16 protein-coding genes are annotated in these 15,563 nt (G+C 59.8%); all 16 read right to left on the bottom strand.

Annotation, left to right across the window (positions count from 1 at the left end; all coding sequences use genetic code 11):
• Nucleotides 1-280 precede the first annotated feature (280 nt).
• Entirely contained in the window at nucleotides 281-769 is a 489-nt protein-coding gene (locus ABH944_RS32360) for an ureidoglycolate lyase (RefSeq protein WP_404611208.1), read from the bottom strand.
• Nucleotides 770-795: 26 nt separating this feature from the next.
• Entirely contained in the window at nucleotides 796-1,806 is a 1,011-nt protein-coding gene (gene alc / locus ABH944_RS32355; RefSeq protein ID WP_404611209.1) for an allantoicase, read from the bottom strand.
• A gap of 73 nt (nucleotides 1,807-1,879) precedes the next feature.
• Nucleotides 1,880-2,398 (bottom strand): 2-oxo-4-hydroxy-4-carboxy-5-ureidoimidazoline decarboxylase, encoded by a 519-nt coding sequence (uraD, locus tag ABH944_RS32350; protein WP_404611210.1) that lies wholly within the window; start codon nucleotides 2,396-2,398, stop codon nucleotides 1,880-1,882.
• On the bottom strand, nucleotides 2,395-3,345 hold the full coding sequence (gene puuE / locus ABH944_RS32345; protein ID WP_404611211.1) for an allantoinase PuuE: 951 nt from the start codon (nucleotides 3,343-3,345) through the stop codon (nucleotides 2,395-2,397). The genes uraD and puuE overlap by 4 nt, the downstream gene beginning before the upstream one ends.
• 144 nt (nucleotides 3,346-3,489) lie before the next feature.
• Nucleotides 3,490-4,233: an aspartate/glutamate racemase family protein gene (locus ABH944_RS32340; protein WP_404611212.1), complete on the bottom strand. Its 744-nt coding sequence runs from the start codon at nucleotides 4,231-4,233 to the stop codon at nucleotides 3,490-3,492.
• A gap of 149 nt (nucleotides 4,234-4,382) precedes the next feature.
• On the bottom strand, nucleotides 4,383-5,882 hold the full coding sequence (locus tag ABH944_RS32335; RefSeq protein WP_404611213.1) for an NCS1 family nucleobase:cation symporter-1: 1,500 nt from the start codon (nucleotides 5,880-5,882) through the stop codon (nucleotides 4,383-4,385).
• Between the two features lie 337 nt (nucleotides 5,883-6,219).
• Complete coding sequence (locus ABH944_RS32330) at nucleotides 6,220-6,978, bottom strand: GntR family transcriptional regulator (protein WP_404611214.1); 759 nt, start codon at nucleotides 6,976-6,978, stop codon at nucleotides 6,220-6,222.
• Between the two features lie 282 nt (nucleotides 6,979-7,260).
• Complete coding sequence (ldcA, locus tag ABH944_RS32325; protein ID WP_404611215.1) at nucleotides 7,261-8,187, bottom strand: muramoyltetrapeptide carboxypeptidase; 927 nt, start codon at nucleotides 8,185-8,187, stop codon at nucleotides 7,261-7,263.
• Complete coding sequence (gene tadA, locus ABH944_RS32320) at nucleotides 8,184-8,750, bottom strand: tRNA adenosine(34) deaminase TadA (RefSeq protein WP_404611216.1); 567 nt, start codon at nucleotides 8,748-8,750, stop codon at nucleotides 8,184-8,186. Before tadA ends, ldcA begins: the two co-directional genes overlap by 4 nt.
• Entirely contained in the window at nucleotides 8,747-9,157 is a 411-nt protein-coding gene (locus ABH944_RS32315) for a DnaJ family domain-containing protein (RefSeq protein ID WP_404611217.1), read from the bottom strand. Before ABH944_RS32315 ends, tadA begins: the two co-directional genes overlap by 4 nt.
• 272 nt (nucleotides 9,158-9,429) lie before the next feature.
• Nucleotides 9,430-10,194, bottom strand: a complete 765-nt coding sequence (locus ABH944_RS32310) for an ABC transporter ATP-binding protein (protein ID WP_062089905.1) — start codon at nucleotides 10,192-10,194, stop codon at nucleotides 9,430-9,432.
• Nucleotides 10,191-11,051 (bottom strand): ABC transporter ATP-binding protein, encoded by an 861-nt coding sequence (locus tag ABH944_RS32305; RefSeq protein ID WP_404611218.1) that lies wholly within the window; start codon nucleotides 11,049-11,051, stop codon nucleotides 10,191-10,193. Before ABH944_RS32305 ends, ABH944_RS32310 begins: the two co-directional genes overlap by 4 nt.
• 1 nt (nucleotide 11,052) lies before the next feature.
• On the bottom strand, nucleotides 11,053-11,967 hold the full coding sequence (locus tag ABH944_RS32300) for an ABC transporter permease (RefSeq protein WP_097262345.1): 915 nt from the start codon (nucleotides 11,965-11,967) through the stop codon (nucleotides 11,053-11,055).
• A 51-nt stretch (nucleotides 11,968-12,018) separates the two neighbouring features.
• Nucleotides 12,019-13,059 (bottom strand): ABC transporter permease, encoded by a 1,041-nt coding sequence (locus ABH944_RS32295; protein WP_404611329.1) that lies wholly within the window; start codon nucleotides 13,057-13,059, stop codon nucleotides 12,019-12,021.
• Nucleotides 13,060-13,091: 32 nt separating this feature from the next.
• Nucleotides 13,092-14,693 (bottom strand): ABC transporter substrate-binding protein, encoded by a 1,602-nt coding sequence (locus ABH944_RS32290; protein ID WP_404611219.1) that lies wholly within the window; start codon nucleotides 14,691-14,693, stop codon nucleotides 13,092-13,094.
• 49 nt (nucleotides 14,694-14,742) lie between these two features.
• Nucleotides 14,743-15,306, bottom strand: a complete 564-nt coding sequence (gene ddpX, locus ABH944_RS32285) for a D-alanyl-D-alanine dipeptidase (protein ID WP_404611220.1) — start codon at nucleotides 15,304-15,306, stop codon at nucleotides 14,743-14,745.
• Nucleotides 15,307-15,563: the final 257 nt, after the last annotated feature.

Genomic DNA, 15,563 nt, shown 5'->3' with positions numbered 1-15,563 from the left:
ATTCGGTGGAAGGTTGTTCGCGGATAGCGCGGGGTGAACCTTGGGCAGGTTCAATCACTGGTGGCGAAGCGTGTGGGTATCCGTGTTCGGAGAAGCAGGGGTCCGTGCCGCCACGCACAGTGGCTAATAGTGATAAAGAGAATATCCGACTCTTGCAGGCCACTAACACCGAAAGCAGCAACCCGGCATTGACTCAGACCGCTAACCCCAGAACCTAGCACCCGGCCCCAACCCCAACCGATCGCCAAGCCAGAAACCATCCCCGAGCGCGAGCGAAAACTCAGTCCATTAACCAGACCGACTCATCAAGCTGAACCTCGTTGAGATTACAACCATCCCCACCGCGATCCACAACAATAAAGTCGCTCACTTCGCCAAGTGCGATCAACGGATGATGCCAGACGCCCTTGGCATAATTCACCCCCTGCCATCCGCGAGTAACGAACCCACGAATAGCAGATTCATCGAGCTCCCCCGCCGGCGCAACAACAACCAGATACGGCCGATCGTTGAGCGGCAAAAACGCCTGACTCCCCAACGGATGCCGCTCGAGCATCGAAACCTCAAACGGCAACACGCGCGGCTGCCCGCGAAACAGATTCACAAGCGCCCGCCCACCCTCATCTTCCACATCAATCCGGGCGAGGTCGTGGAAACGAATCGTCGTCCCGAGATTAATCGGAATCTGCTTCGCCCCGTCAAGCTCGATGACATCGCCGAACGGTTCAAACGCCGCCCGGGTCAACGGTTCAATCGACAGTTTTTTCATCGTAAAACCCATGTCATGCAAGCGCATCAGACAAGCGTGCCGAACAAGCGCAACCGCGATACACCACCGTCCGGATAAATGTTGAATCGCACATGCGTGACGGGACCCAACTCGGCCAACTCCGACTCGAACACATGCTGCTTGTCCATCTGCAACTTCTGCTCGCCAAGCAAGACCGGCCAGAACATCGCCTGCGTGACAAGCGAACTGTCCGTTCCACCCTTCACATACGCGCCCTGCAACGAACACCGGTCAGGATAATTGCCCTTGAAATGCGCCGTATCCACTTCAATCTTCCTGATCACGCCCGGCTGAGCAAGCGCCACGATGCACCAGTCGTTACCCGGCTCACGACGCCGACGCGTCTCCCAGCCATCGCCCATATTTGCACCGCGTCCCGGCATCAGCAAGGTCGAAGCCGGCCCGAAATGCTGGTTGTTCGCGCCAACAATGTACGCGCCATTTTCCATTGCCGCGAGATCGAATAACTCGGTGCGGCTAGCGCTGCTCCAGTCAAGCTGCGGCTGTCCATACACACGCAACCGTGCGATACCGCCATCCGGGTAAATGTTCACACGCAGATGTGTGAATGGCTGCTCGCTGGCGATGTCCACGTAATGATGCGTGTTCCCCTGCAACGTCATGGACGGCACGACCTCCGTCCATTGCGTCGCTTGGGTCGGCGCGCCGTTCGCCACGTGCGCACCCTCGATAGATGCGGCCGGCGGAAAGTTGCCTGTGAAATGGCTAGTATCGATATCAATACCCTTGATCACTCCCGGGCGCGCCAGCTTCACCACACACCAGTCGAATCCGCTTACCCGCTTGCGGCGCGTTTCCCAGCCATCCATCCACTTGCCGTTATCGTCGTATTTGCCCACGATAAACACCGCTGGCTCCGGATTGAGCATCCGCTCTTTCGGTGCAAAGAATTCGTCGCTCGCTTCAAGCGCCTGCGCACCCAACCGAGGGTCCGCGAGATTCACATATCGGCGAGTGAATTCGGGCGCGTTTGCATCGAGTATAGGGGCGGCCATGTGTTTCCTTATAAGGTTTTGAAGGTGACGCGCTGCATTCAAGGGTTCGAGTATTCAAGCGTTCAAACGTTGATTAACCAAGCAACTCGTCAAGCCTGAAGCGCGCTATCCGGTAAATCTGCTGAAGACTTTCGCGTAACTCGATTTCACGGCCATGATGCAGGCGCGCCTCGAAGTTCGCGATAATGCCGTGGCGATCAAATCCACGCACAGCCAAAATAAAGGGAAATCCAAACTTCTCGCGGTATTCGGCGTTAAGCACCTGCAACCTGTCGAACTCCTCCTGAGTGCAGAGATTCAGCCCCGCACCGCTTTGCTCACGCGTGGATTCGTCCGTGAGTTCGCCCCGCACCGCAGCCTTGCCGGCAAGCTCGGGGTGGGCGTTGATCAAAGCAAGCTGCCGCGCGTTGCCCGCCTGGTCGACAATCGTGGTCATGACGTCGTGAAGCTGATCAACGCTCGTGAACGGCCGCTTCCAAAGCGCCGCTTCCGCCACCCACGGCGAGTGTTCGAAGATACCCGAGAGCGTGCTGATAAACGCGCCGGCAGGCAGCGCATTGAGTTGGTCCAAAGTAATCCGCACGATGCTCATGACGCGCTCACCCCCGCTGTGCCTTCATACGGATGATGCTCGCGCCAGTGCCGCGCAATATCCACCCGCCGTGTTACCCACACGCGATCATATTGCTCGATGTGATCGAGGAAACGCTGCAGCGCACGCAAGCGTCCCGGCCGGCCCAGCAACCTGCAATGCATACCGATGGACAACATCTTCGGCGATTCGCTGCCTTCTTCGTAGAGCACGTCGAACGCGTCGCGCAGGTAGATGAAAAACTGCTCCGCCGTGTTGAAACCTTGCGGCGTGGCAAAACGCATGTCGTTGGTATCGAGCGTATAAGGCACGATCAGTTGCGGCGCCTTGGCGCCACCGCTGACCTCCACGTCCATCCAGAACGGCAGGTCGTCGCCGTAATAATCCGAGTCGTACAGAAAACCGCCATGCTCCGCCACCAGCCGGCGCGTGTTCGGACTGTCCCGCCCTGTGTACCAGCCGAGCGGCCGCACACCCGTCACGCGTTCAATGGCCTCCATGCCAAGCCGCATGTGCTCCGCTTCCTTCTCCGGGGACATGTCCTGATAATGGATCCACCGATACCCGTGGCACGCGATCTCATGCCCCAATTCGACGAACGCGCGGCCCAGATCCGGGTGACGCTCGATCGCCATGCCCACGCCGAATACCGTCAGCGGCAAGTCCCGCTTTTCGAACTCGCGAAGGATTCGCCAGACGCCGGCGCGTGAACCGTACTCGTAGATGGACTCCATGCTCATGTGACGAGACGGGTAAGCCGCCGCACCCACGATTTCGGACAAGAACTGTTCCGATGCCGGGTCACCGTGAAGCACGCAATTTTCCCCGCCTTCCTCGTAATTCAGCACGAATTGCACCGCAATGCGTGCGTCCCCGGGCCAATTCGGCTGCACAGGGTACCGGCCGTAGCCGATCAGGTCGCGTGGGTACTTCGATTCATTCGACATGGCTGGATGAGTGCGTGGAAGTCGATGGAGCCGCACACGGTTGGAGACCCGCGCGACGATGGGTCAGTTTAGCGAAAACACATCGTCGCGCCCATATTCATACGCAGATATTGCAGGTCAGGCGAGATGTATGGTCCAGGCGTTTTATTGGGGTTTGCCTGGACTATAAGGCGCTAGCGCACCGTCATACTGCTTCGCCAGCGGGCGGGCGTAGTCACCGCGTTTCGACGTCCGCAACCTTAGCGCGACCAACGCCTCCGCCCATTTCACCGCCGTCGTCACACCCTCGATAACCGGTGCGCCAATCGCATCTTCAATCTCGTGGCAAAACTCCGCCATGCCTGCACAGCCCAGGACGATCGACTCCGCATCGTCTTCCGCCAGGGCCTTTCGGCACTCTTCTATGATGATCGAGCGCGCCCGGGAACCGGGAATGTCGAGGTCCAGCACGGCTACATCGGTAGCACGGACGTTCTTGCAGAAACGCTTCATGCCGTAGCGCTCCGCCAGGTGCCAGGACATCGTGCAGGTACGCTTCAAGGTGGTCACTACGCTGAAACTCGGCGCTATGACGCTTGCCGCATGCATTGCCGCTTCCGCTATGCCGATGACCGGGCCCGTGGACAATTCCCTGGCCGCATATAACGCAGGGTCGCCAAAGCAGGCTATGACGTACCCGTCCACACCCTCCTTCTCACCCTTTTCTATCTCCTGCAACAAGGCCAGTGAAGCGAGCGCTTCGTCGTAGTAACCCTCAATGGAGGGCGGCCCCATTGAGGCGCTGACGGAAATTATTTCCGTTCCTGCTGACGCTACTTCCCTGGCGCAACGATCCATCGCCAACGTCATGCGTTCCGTCGTGTTCGGATTGATCAGCTTGATGCGCATTTGGTTTTCCTTCCAGTTCCAGCAATCAACATTTGATTCGGATTACACATTATTTTCGCAAACTCCCCCCAGTCACTGCTGCTTGCAGTCACCACCGCATTATGAAGATACTCCAATGCGATGGCTCACCTGCCGCCGGGCTCCCGCTCTTAAGCAAAATTCGACACCGAGTTCTTGTCCGCGATGATCCTGTAGAACAGGGCACCCAATCCCGCACCTATAAACCACGAGAAGTTGCCGGCGCCTTCAAGGGACGGCAGCATCACGCAAGCCACCGCTATGGCCGCCGCGGGCAATAGTGCGGCCACTGCGCGCCAGTTCACCCCATTGCTATACCAGTAGCGCCCGGTCTCCGACATCGTGTATAACTCCTCGACCTTGATCTTGCCGCGCTTCATCAGGTAGAAATCCACGATGAGCACGCCATACAACGGTCCGATGAAACTGCCAAGCACATCAAGCGTGTAGTGGATCACGGCAGGGTTGTTGAAGAGGTTCCACGGGGTGATGAAAATCGATGCCACCGCGGCCATCATCCCACCCATCCGCCAACTGATCAAACGCGGCGCCACATTCGAGAAATCGAAAGCCGGTGACACAAAATTTGCCACGATGTTGATACCAATCGTCGCTATTGTGAAGGTCAACGCACCCAGGATCACCGCCGTCGGTTGATCGATTCGGCCCACAGTTTCCACAGGGTCCGTAATCAACTGACCAAAGACCGGCAGAGTCGCAGCGGTCGTTACAACCGTCACCAGTGAAAATGCCAGGAAGTTGACCGGCAAGCCCCAGAAATTGCCGCGCTTCACGCTCTTGAAAGTCTTGCCGTAACGCGAGAAGTCGCCAAAATTCAGCATCGGTCCGGAGAAGTAGGAGACCACCAGGGATATGGCCGTGATCATGACCGGCACTACTTCCATACCGTGGTATTTCACGCCGCCCAGGTTCAGGCCAATGTTGCGCCAGCCCGCACGCCAGACCATGTAGCCGGCCAGGATGAACATCACCACGTAGACTGCCGGACCCGCGAAGTCGATGAACTTCTTGATCATCTCCATCCCGCGCCAGAACACCACGGCTTGCAACACCCACAACATCATGAACCCAGCCCAGCCCAATGCGGACAACCCCACAAAACCGTACCTGTGGACATCGGCGTAAGGCATCCATTGCGGCACAAATTTCAGCACCACAATGACCAGCGCGCTCGACGCAAGGAAGGTCTGAATTCCATACCATGCCACTGCGATCAGGCCACGAATGACTGCCGGAAGGTTCGCCCCCAGCACCCCGAATGTCATGCGGCACGCTACCGGATACGGGACGCCCGCCTGTTGGCTCGGCTTCGCTATGAGGTTGCACAGCAGGTTCACAATGCCAATTCCAACGAGCAATGAAATCAGCACCTGCCAGCTCGTCAGGCCTAGCGCAAACAAGCTCCCGGCGAACACATAACCACCCACGCTATGCACGTCGGACATCCAGAACGCAAAGATATTGTACGCACTCCACGTCTGATGTTTGAGTGGCGCAAGATCGTCGTTATACAACCGGTCGCTGTACCCGACCGGATGATCAGGATTACTATTTGAATCGTCGTAAGATGGGATTGCCCCGCTGCCCGGGGTGGCACTGATCTGAACCATGACTTCTCCTTGAATTAGCTCGGCAATCAAGCCGCAAATAGTCGACTTCGTAGTGCTTTCGTATAGCAATACGCACCGTCGCGTGGTCAACGCTCAGCGCTTTCTTGTCGGTATGGGCTACACCGTCCGGCACCCGCGAGCGAACCCGCGGCCGGACGCAATTCATCCACTCGGCACGCGCAACAACACGCATGCGTCCACGGAAAAGGCATGATGAAAGACCGCGCATTCATTGAATGCGGGCTATTAAATTTGTTCGGCTTTCAGATATGGGTAAAGCTGGTATTACTTCGCGCCCGGAGAGTGGTCGCGGTGGTGCCGCATGTCAGTTTGAAAATCAGGCGCTTTTATCGCGCTCGCTTACCTTCGGCTTCGAAAAGACTTCGCGCAAATCGACCGCGCCGCGTGCGGGCCGGTCCAGCATTTTCAGTTCGACTTCCTGCAAGTGACGCGCCATCAGTTCGGCGGCCTTGGGCCCGTCGCCGGCATCGAGCGCGGCCAGGATATGTTCATGATCTTCAAAGCTGCACGAGCTCTTGCCAAGCGACTCATACAACGCTGATATCAGCGTGGAGCGCGCCACCAGCCCCGACAAACATTCGCACAACACGGTATTACCGGTGAGCTGCGCGAGCTCCTTATGGAACTCGCCGGACAGCCGTATCCACGACGAGAAGTCGCGGCTCTCGTATGCCTTGCGTTCACGTCCTATCGTCGTGCTGATCGACTTGAGCCGGCGCGTGCCATGCCCGGTACAGATCCGTTCGACGACCGCCATTTCAATGATTCGCCGCATTTCGAACACTTCGTGCACTTCCTGCACCGACGGGCTGGCGACGAAAGCGCCACGGTTCGGTTCGAGGTCGACCAGCCGTTCGCTCGCCAGTTGCGCCAGCGCCAGGCGCACGGTGCCGCGTTTTACGTCGAATACTTCGCATAACTGTGCTTCTGTCAGCTTGGCTCCCGGAGCAAGCCGGTGTTCGAGAATGGCGTCGCGAATATTCGCCGCAATCGATTCCGCCGTCGCGGCGGCGACTGAAGCCGCAGTGCCGATGACGGTTACTTTCGACAAATCTTTCAGTTTGGATTCGGACATGGTCGTGTTCGCTCTATGTGGTACATCTTATGGCGGACATAAAAACTGTCAACAATTTCAGAAAAAAAATTTATCAACGAATCGGAGTCTTGTCGGACAAACTCTCTGATGTTCCTTCTGACAAGGGCTTTCATGAATTATTTAAGCGACGAAAACCATATTGCGCCATATTTTTTGTTGACAATCTATTGCCCGTTTTTCGTGCGCACTTGCTCCCAAGCGGTGCAGCATGCAAAAAAAAAAGCGCCCTTTCGGACGCTCCTTCGAGTTGCGCAATACGCGCTACGCCAGGTACGGATAATCAGAAAGCTTCATTTCGAATCCGTGCGACCGGGCCACCAGATGCGCAGTTGCACCGAACGGCAGCGTCAGCAATTCGGGCACGTGCCCGAATTGCAATCCTGTCACAACGGGGATCCGGATCACCGACCTGACCTGTTCGAGCATCGTCTCGAACGTATAGCCGTTGTCGTACTCCGACAGTTTCCCTCCCGTGAATTCGCCCAGCACCAGCGCCTGCTGCCGCGCGAGGATCCCCGCCTGATGCAGTTGGTAGATCATGCGTTCAACGCGATAAGGATGCTCATTCACGTCTTCGATGAACAGGACCCCGCCCTCCACCGGCGGCATGTAGCGCGTGCCGATCAGCGACGCCATCATCGCCAGATTGCCGCCCCACAGCATTCCGGTCACATCGACAGACTGGACCTGCGGCACGTGGCTCGTTACCTTGAACGACGGATGCGTGATCGCGTTCCAGAAATGCTCCATCGTGAACGCGCTCGGTTCTTCTGCGCCGAAATCGGCGGTGAGCATCGGGCCGCCAAAGCTCTTGACGCCGGCAAGCGCGTATAACGCCAACTGGATCGCGGTGAAGTCGCTATGGCCGACAATTGCGATCGGCTGATCTTGCAGGCGGCGCTGCAGGCCCTCGTAATCCAGGCCATGAAGAATGCGTGTAGCGCCGTAACCGCCGCGCACCGCCAATACGATGTCAGGCAGGGGACGCGTTGAATTGGCGAGCCGGTTCAGGTCCGCCGCACGTTCGCCGTCGGTGCCGCCAAAACGTTGATAACGACGGTGCGCCGCGGAAGCATTCTCCAACCGGTGCCCCTGCGCGCGCAGGCGCTCCATCGCGCGCTCAACCCGTTCAGAGTCGGGATAACCCGAAGGTGCGACGAAATCGATGGTACGTGCCTGGTGGGTCATGTGCGAATAGGAAGTGGATCGATGGAGTCGGGTTGTCCGGCGTTGCGAGCGTCCCGCGCCTCGCGCACGGCGCGCCGGCGTTCGGCAAAAAAGCTGCGCAGCGCGTTGGCGCATTCGTCGCCAAGCACTCCGCCGGTGACGCTGGTGTGGTGATTCAGATTGCCGATCGCGAATGCATCAACAACGCTACCGCACGCGCCCGTCTTCGGATCGTGCGCGCCGAACACCACGCGGGCAATCCGCGCGTGCATGATCGCGCCCGCGCACATGATGCAGGGTTCGAGCGTGACGTAGAGTTCGCAACCCGGTAACCGGTAGTTTTCAAGCGCCAGCGACCCCGCGCGCAACGCGGCCATTTCAGCGTGCGCCGACGGATCATGAGCGCCGATCGGGTGATTGAAGCCGGTTGCGATGACTTCCTCGCCACGCACCAGCACCGCGCCGACCGGCACCTCGCCCAATGCGCGCGCTTGCTCCGCCGCAGCCTGCGCGAGCGCCATGAAACGGCGGTCGCGTTCGGCAACAACGGTCAACGCGAGATCGGTTGCGGGTGTAAGGGTCACTTTTGGGCGGCCTCGGCTTGTGCATTTCCGTCGTTCCCCGAGAGACGCTCGGACAAACGTTCGGCAATGCGCCGCCGGTATTCAAGCGGCATGACGGTGCTGCCGCCGCGCAAGGATTCCAGCGCCATGTCGAGTGCCAGCATTTTCGCCTGCAGCTTGCGGCGGGTCGCGGGATCTTCGGTGCTGCCGGATTCGGTCTGCAGATCGCGAAGCGCGCGCAAATGTTCAACAGCAGGCGGCACGAAACCGGCATTTTTCATAATGCGGTTGGCAACGCGGACTTCTTCGGGGACCAGCACGTCGTCGTCGAACTCGAGGGGCTCGCCCGCGCCGGGCAGATTGTCGAACTCACCGCGCGCGGCAGCGGCCGAAATTCGCTGTTCGACCAGGGCATCTAGCAGTTTCATCGGCGTTTTAGGTGCCGGCAACCGGTCTGTCGAACGTTTGTCGGAGAACGTTATCGAGCAGCAGGATCATGCCGGACTGTCACGTTTTGGGGTTGCGCTTCGCGGTGTCATCCACATTCAATGAACCGCCGGTTGCGTGGGAAGCCGGGTGAGCGATCCCGGCGCAACGCGCTTCGGGGATGCCAACTACCTGAGCCCCTATTCTATCAGGGGCCCGTCCACGGACGGAACGCGCCGGACAGAAGCGCGCCGCAAGGCGGAAAACCACCGCGCTAGGCAGGATCGATCGCCTTGCGTCGATAACCTTCAGTGGCGAGCAACAAACTTCGCGTGTATTCATGCGCCACGTTTTGCTCGCGAACGGCTTCAATGGGAAGCTGCTCCACGATCTCGCCATCGCGCATCACTGCGACTCGCTGACATAGAAACCCGACGACCGCCATGTTGTGACTGACGAGGATCATTGTCAGATGGCGTTCACGATGCAAACGACGCAGCAGGTTCAGGATCTCCGCCTGCACGGACACGTCGAGCGCGGACGTCGGCTCGTCGAGCAGCAGCACACGCGGCTCCACGATCAACGCACGCGCTATTGCCACGCGTTGGCGCTGCCCGCCCGACAACTGATGCGCATACCGGAACCGGAAGGCGGGACCGAGACCGACTTCGCGCAATGCGTCGAGAATGCGGGCATCGTGGCGGTCCATGCCGTTGATCGTGAGCGGCTCCCGCAGCGTCTGGTCCACGGTGAAGCGCGGATACAGCGACCCGTACGGGTCCTGGAACACCATCTGCACTTCGCGCCTGAATGCACGATCGATGTGCTTGCCAAGCGTATGGCGGCCAATTCGCATTGACCCGTTGGCGATGGGTACAAGCCCGGTCAATGCGCGCAGCACGGTGGACTTGCCGGAGCCCGATTCGCCGACAAGTCCGAACACCTCCCCTTCGTCGACATGAAACGTCGCCGAGCGAACCGCATCGGCGAAACCGGTTTTCGTTTTAAAGCGCACCTGTACGCCGTTTGCTTCGATCATGGCGCGGCCTCGGTGAACCACGCGGGATCGCGTTGCAGCACCGGCAACTCGTCCGGCGGGTTACGCAGCGGCGGACTGGCGGCCAGCAAACCGCGCGTGTACGGATGCTGCGCATGGGCAAGATCGCGCGCCGCGCACGTTTCGACCACCCGACCGCCAACCATCACCAGCACGCGGTCGCAGAACGACATGACCAGCGGCAAGTCGTGGCTGATGAAGATCAGCCCGGTGTTGTGCCTGGCGATCATCTCGTCGAGCACCGACAACACCTGCATGGAGACGAGCACATCGAGCGCGCTGGTCGGTTCATCGGCAATCAGCAATCGGGGACCCGACGACACCATCATGGCAATCATCACACGCTGCCCCATGCCGCCCGATAACTCGTGCGGGTAAGCGTCGGCAACTCGCTGAGGATCGCGGATATGCACGGCCTCCAGCGCGGCGACAATGCGCTCGCGCATGGCTTTCGCGTTCAGCTTCGGCGACTGCCGGCCGAACGCCTCGCGCATCTGCTGCGCAACGGTCATTACGGGGTTCAGCGAGTACTTCGCGTCCTGCAGGATCATGCTCATCTGCGTGCCGCAAAGGCGCCGCCGCTCCTTCGGGCGCATCGCGAGCAGGTCGTGGTTGTCGAGCCGCATGGCGTCGGCCGACCAGCGTGCCGATGAAGGCAGCAGCCCGAGCAATGCCCGTCCGGTCAGCGATTTCCCCGACCCCGACTCGCCGACAATACCGAGCCGCTCTCCCCTCGCGAGTGTCAGGGAAATGCCGCGCACCGCCTCGGTCAGCGTGCCGTCGTGGGCCTCGAACGCAATGCGCAGGTTATCGATCTCGCAGAGGGTATCGGCTGGCATGTCAGCCTCCTTGACGCGGATCGAAGACATCGCGCAGGCCATCGCCGAGCAGGTTGAACGCGAGACTCACGAGCAGGATGGCAATGCCGGGAATGGTGGCGACCCACCACGCGTCGAGCAACACGCCCCGCCCCGACGCCACCATGAAACCCCACTCAGGACTCGGCGGCTGCGCACCGAGTCCGAGAAAACCAAGGCCCGCGACTGTCAGGATGATGCCGGCCATATCGAGCGTCGCGCGCACGATCACAGACGACGAACATAGCGGGACAATATAACGCAGCAGGATCCGCATGGACGACGCCCCTTGCAAGCGCGCAACGTGGATGAAATCGGCCTGCACGAGCCGCAGTGTTTCGGCGCGCGCGAGCCGCGCATAGGGTGGCCACGCGGTGATCGAGATCGCGATCACCGCATTGATCACGCCCGGCCCGAGCGCCGCCGCGAACGCGAGCGCCAGCACGATCTTCGGAAACGCGAGCGCGATATCGGTCAGGCGCATCAGGACGGTATCGACGAAACCGCCGCAGAACCCCGCCGTTGTACCGATCAGCAAACCCACCGGCACGACCAGCACCACGACCAGGATCGCGATGCTCAAGGTAAGGCGAGAGCCGATCACGAGCCGCGCGAGAATGTCCCGGCCGAGTTGATCGGTGCCGAACCAATGCGACGGAGAACCGGGGGGCAGCAGCCGGTCGCCCAGCACTTGCCGCAGCGGATCGTGCAGCGGCAACAAGGGACCTATTGCGGCGAATACGATCAGCAATATCAGGGTCACCAGCCCGAACACGCTCAGCGGATTACTCGCGAAACGGCGCCACCGCCGGTACGCCAGTCCCAGCGCGGCCTGCCTGCGCGACGCGGGGGTATCGGTGAGAAGCCATGCATGCCACTCTTTGCGAGGCTGCTTCATTGCATGGGCGGAGTTGTCTGTGGATGGACGCACGTCATGAACCTCTGGCAGTCATCGGGCGCGCGGATCGAACACGCGATACAACGCGTCCGTCAGCAGATTGAGCGTGATGAACGTGGCGCCGATCACGAGCGTGCTGCCCAGCACCGCATTCATGTCGGCGTTGAGCAACGCGCCGGTGAGATAGGAGCCTATGCCCGGCCACGCAAACACGATCTCCGTCAGCACGGAGCCTTCCAGCAGATAGCTATAAGCAAGTGCAATAACAGTCAGCAGCGGCACGGCGATATTGCCAAACGCATGACGCCAGATCACGCGGCGTTCGCTCAAGCCCATTGCCCGCGCCGTCACGATATATTCCTGGCTCAACTGCTCGAGCATGAACGAGCGGGTCATGCGGCTCAGGTACGCGATGGAATAGAACGCGAGAATAGCCGCGGGCAGCACGATGTGAGAGAGGGCATTCCTGAACACATCCCACTCGCCGGCCAGGATGGAATCGACCAGCAGACTGCCTGTCCGGGTGTCGACAAGACCGTCGTACAGCGGGTCGATACGGCCCGGCCCGGATACCCAATGCAACTTGGCATAAAACAGCAGCAAGCCCATCAGCGCGAGCCAGAACACCGGCAACGAACTTCCCGCCAGTCCGATGAAACGCGCGACGTGATCAATCCAGCGGTTGTGGCGCACCGCGGCCGCGACACCGAGCGGGACGCCGATCACGATGCCAATGAACGTGGACAGCGTGGCGAGTTCAAGCGTGGCCGGGAACACGCGCTTGATGTCGTCTATCACGGGGTTCGATGTCAGCAGCGACATGCCAAGGTCACCATGCAGCACGTCGCGCACGTAGATCAGGAATTGGACGATCAAGGGCTTGTCGAGCCCGAGCGCCAAACGCGCCGCTGCATACGCCTGCACCGACGCGCGCTCGCCCAGCATCGCAAGCAACGGATCGATCGGAATCTTCCTGCCGATGAAAAACGTCACGCCGAGCAAGCCGGTAAACGTGACGGCGAGCATCAGCAGCCAGCGCACGAATAGCCACGTCCGGCGCACGCCGGCGTGGCGGGTGAGCGCCCGTTGCAGACGCTGGAACGCGGAGAGTTGTGCGGCCACGCTTACTGTTTCTTCACGTCACGATATGACACGAGGTCGAAGATCGGCCCGACTTCCAGGCCCGTCACGCCCGGCCGCGCCGCGACTTGCGAGACCTTCTGGAACATGATCACGAACGGCGAGTTAGCCAGAAACTCCTTCTGCATGGCTTCATAGCGTTGCGCGCGTTTTGCCGTCGACGATTCCTCCAGCGCCGCCTGTGTCTCCTTGGTCAACCCGGGAATGTCCCACGCATTACGCCAGGCAAGCATCTTGAAGGCCGATTTGTCGGAGTTGTCCGGATTCCACGCGAAGCCCTGCGCGTTGCTATGCGGGTCGATGTAATCCGCCGACCACTCGCCAATATAGATGTCATGCTGACGTGCTCGATACTTGCCGAGGGTCTGCTTGTTATCGCTTGAAATAAGTTCGACCTTGATCCCGCCTTGCGCCAGGTTCGCCTGCACCGCCTGCGCAATCTCGCCGTACGGCGAGTCGTTGCGCACATCCATCTTTACTGTGAAGCCATTTGGCACGCCCGCTTTCGCCAGCAACGCTTTCGCCTTCGCTACGTCCTGGTGGTACGGATTGATGTTCAGCGCCCCGAGGAAACCTTCGGGCAGGAAGGTCTCATGCACCTTGTACGTGGTGCGCACGATGTTCTGCTGAATCCCGTTGTAATCGATCAGCCATTTCATGGCTTCCTGCACGTCGGGCTTCGCAAGATTCGGGTTCTTGTTGTTCAGGCCAAGGTACATCAGCGTTGCTTGCGGCACCGACGTCACCCGGATCGTCCCCTTCTTCGTCAGCGTCGCGAGGTCGTCCGAACTCAGGTCACGCGCGATATCGATGTCGCCGTTCTCGATCATCAGCCGCTGGCTCGATGCTTCCGGCACATGCCGCAGCACGATCCGTTTCATTGCAAGCGGCACGCGATAACCATCGAAACGCTGCAGCACGATGCTGTCGTTCGCGGTCCACTTGACCAGCTTGTACGCACCCGATCCCGCTTCGTTCGTCTTCAGCCACTCGTTGCCGAAATCATTACCCTTCGCATGCGATTCGAGCAGCTTTCTGTCGAGCACGGAAGCCGGCCACGACCCCAGCACGTTCAGCACGAACGTGGGCGCGTACTTCTGGTCGGTGGTGATCGAAACCGTGCTGTCGTCGATTTTCTTCACATTCTGCAGCGCGTTTTCCTTCGTCAGCCCAATGCCCGCCAGCACGGCGGCCGCCCCTTTGTCGAGTAATGCGGTCCGCTGGATGGACCATGCGACGTCATCGGCGGTGAGCGGATTGCCCGAGTGGAACTTGAGGCCTGGGCGAATCTTGAAGGTGAATGTCAGACCATCCTCGCTCACCGCCCATGACTGCGCAACGTCGCCATTGAAGTGGGCCGGGTCTTTCAAATCAACGCGAATCAGCCGGTCATAGGTGTTGGCGACGTATTCCTGCGGCACCAGTTCGTAGATCTCGCCCGGGTCGAGCGTAGTGAATTCATCGAGTAAAGTGGCCATGACCAGCATGTCTTTCGGCGTGGCGGCTTCCGCGATTCGCGTGCCCGCAAGCATCAGAGTTGACGCTGCCGCGATGGCTGCCAGCGCGTTGCACAATACCCGTTTCATACTCGCTCCGTGAGAGATGTTGATGAAATGTCATGCGTGTTCCGTGCGGTTACATAAGGCGCAAGGGACCGCTGTCGGCGTTGTCGATCAGGTCCAGTGCGCGCGAGCCGGGTAGTTCGTAGTGCCACCACTCGCTGGGAATATGGGTAAAGCCGGCGCCGTGCATCACGCCGAGCAACAACGTACGGTTGCGCTGCACATGCTCCGGCAAACCGGGATGGAAGTGTTCGGAGGCAATCGACATCTCGTCGAAACCCGTGCCCATATCGAGGTCCTGGCCAAGCGCATCGACCAGCGTCAGGTCGATCGCCGTGCCGCGGCTATGGTTCGAGCCGCGCTTGAGGTCGGCTATGTAGGTCGGGTCGGGAAGGAAGTCCCAGAGCACCTGCTGGGCTTGCGGCGGACGGTAGGCGTCGAATATCTTCAGCGTCATGCCAATGTTGCCCGCCAGCTCGACGGCTTTCTTCAGGGCGGCTTCGGCGGGAGCCAGGAGCAAGCAATGTGCCGTCTTGTAGATCGGCTTGCCTGTCAGGTTGCGATCGGTTGCGTAGACCAGGTCGATCGCGACACGGTGGGTTTCGGGAGTGATGGCGAGCAAACGGTGATCGGGCATTGATGGCGTTGGGTTCAAGGCTCACGAGTTCGTGCGGTGCCGTTATTGTTTATCAAAATGATGGGTTTGGGGGCGAATGTGGCGGACATGCCGCATTTGGTCGATATCCTCGATTAAAACTCGCCAAAAATCAGCGGGTCGGGTTCGAAGAAGGTGTGGACGGGAATGGAGGTACGCTGGGCGCTGGAGGCTACTGGCATCCCGGGCGGGACGAACAGTGTTTCCTTGTGCCCAAGCTTGATGATCGCGATGATCGC

The organism is Caballeronia udeis (genome assembly GCF_044909315.1).
GTDB classification, from domain to species: domain Bacteria; phylum Pseudomonadota; class Gammaproteobacteria; order Burkholderiales; family Burkholderiaceae; genus Caballeronia; species Caballeronia udeis_A.
The sequence above is the reverse complement of the archived record's forward strand: the minus strand, read 5'-3'. Positions and strand labels throughout refer to the sequence as shown.

Bases quoted from the DNA above. Each gene is read 5' to 3' on its own strand.
- ABH944_RS32300 (WP_097262345.1), bottom strand. From the start codon at position 11,967: ATGAAGCAGCCTCGCAAAGAGTGGCATGCATGGCTTCTCACCGATACC.
- uraD (WP_404611210.1), bottom strand. From the start codon at position 2,398: ATGAGCATCGTGCGGATTACTTTGGACCAACTCAATGCGCTGCCTGCC.
- ABH944_RS32335 (WP_404611213.1), bottom strand. From the start codon at position 5,882: ATGGTTCAGATCAGTGCCACCCCGGGCAGCGGGGCAATCCCATCTTAC.
- ddpX (WP_404611220.1), bottom strand. From the start codon at position 15,306: ATGCCCGATCACCGTTTGCTCGCCATCACTCCCGAAACCCACCGTGTC.
- ABH944_RS32340 (WP_404611212.1), bottom strand. From the start codon at position 4,233: ATGCGCATCAAGCTGATCAATCCGAACACGACGGAACGCATGACGTTG.
- puuE (WP_404611211.1), bottom strand. From the start codon at position 3,345: ATGTCGAATGAATCGAAGTACCCACGCGACCTGATCGGCTACGGCCGG.
- ABH944_RS32360 (WP_404611208.1), bottom strand. From the start codon at position 769: ATGAAAAAACTGTCGATTGAACCGTTGACCCGGGCGGCGTTTGAACCG.
- ABH944_RS32305 (WP_404611218.1), bottom strand. From the start codon at position 11,051: ATGCCAGCCGATACCCTCTGCGAGATCGATAACCTGCGCATTGCGTTC.
- ldcA (WP_404611215.1), bottom strand. From the start codon at position 8,187: ATGACCCACCAGGCACGTACCATCGATTTCGTCGCACCTTCGGGTTAT.
- ABH944_RS32310 (WP_062089905.1), bottom strand. From the start codon at position 10,194: ATGATCGAAGCAAACGGCGTACAGGTGCGCTTTAAAACGAAAACCGGT.
- ABH944_RS32290 (WP_404611219.1), bottom strand. From the start codon at position 14,693: ATGAAACGGGTATTGTGCAACGCGCTGGCAGCCATCGCGGCAGCGTCA.
- ABH944_RS32330 (WP_404611214.1), bottom strand. From the start codon at position 6,978: ATGTCCGAATCCAAACTGAAAGATTTGTCGAAAGTAACCGTCATCGGC.
- ABH944_RS32315 (WP_404611217.1), bottom strand. From the start codon at position 9,157: ATGAAACTGCTAGATGCCCTGGTCGAACAGCGAATTTCGGCCGCTGCC.
- alc (WP_404611209.1), bottom strand. From the start codon at position 1,806: ATGGCCGCCCCTATACTCGATGCAAACGCGCCCGAATTCACTCGCCGA.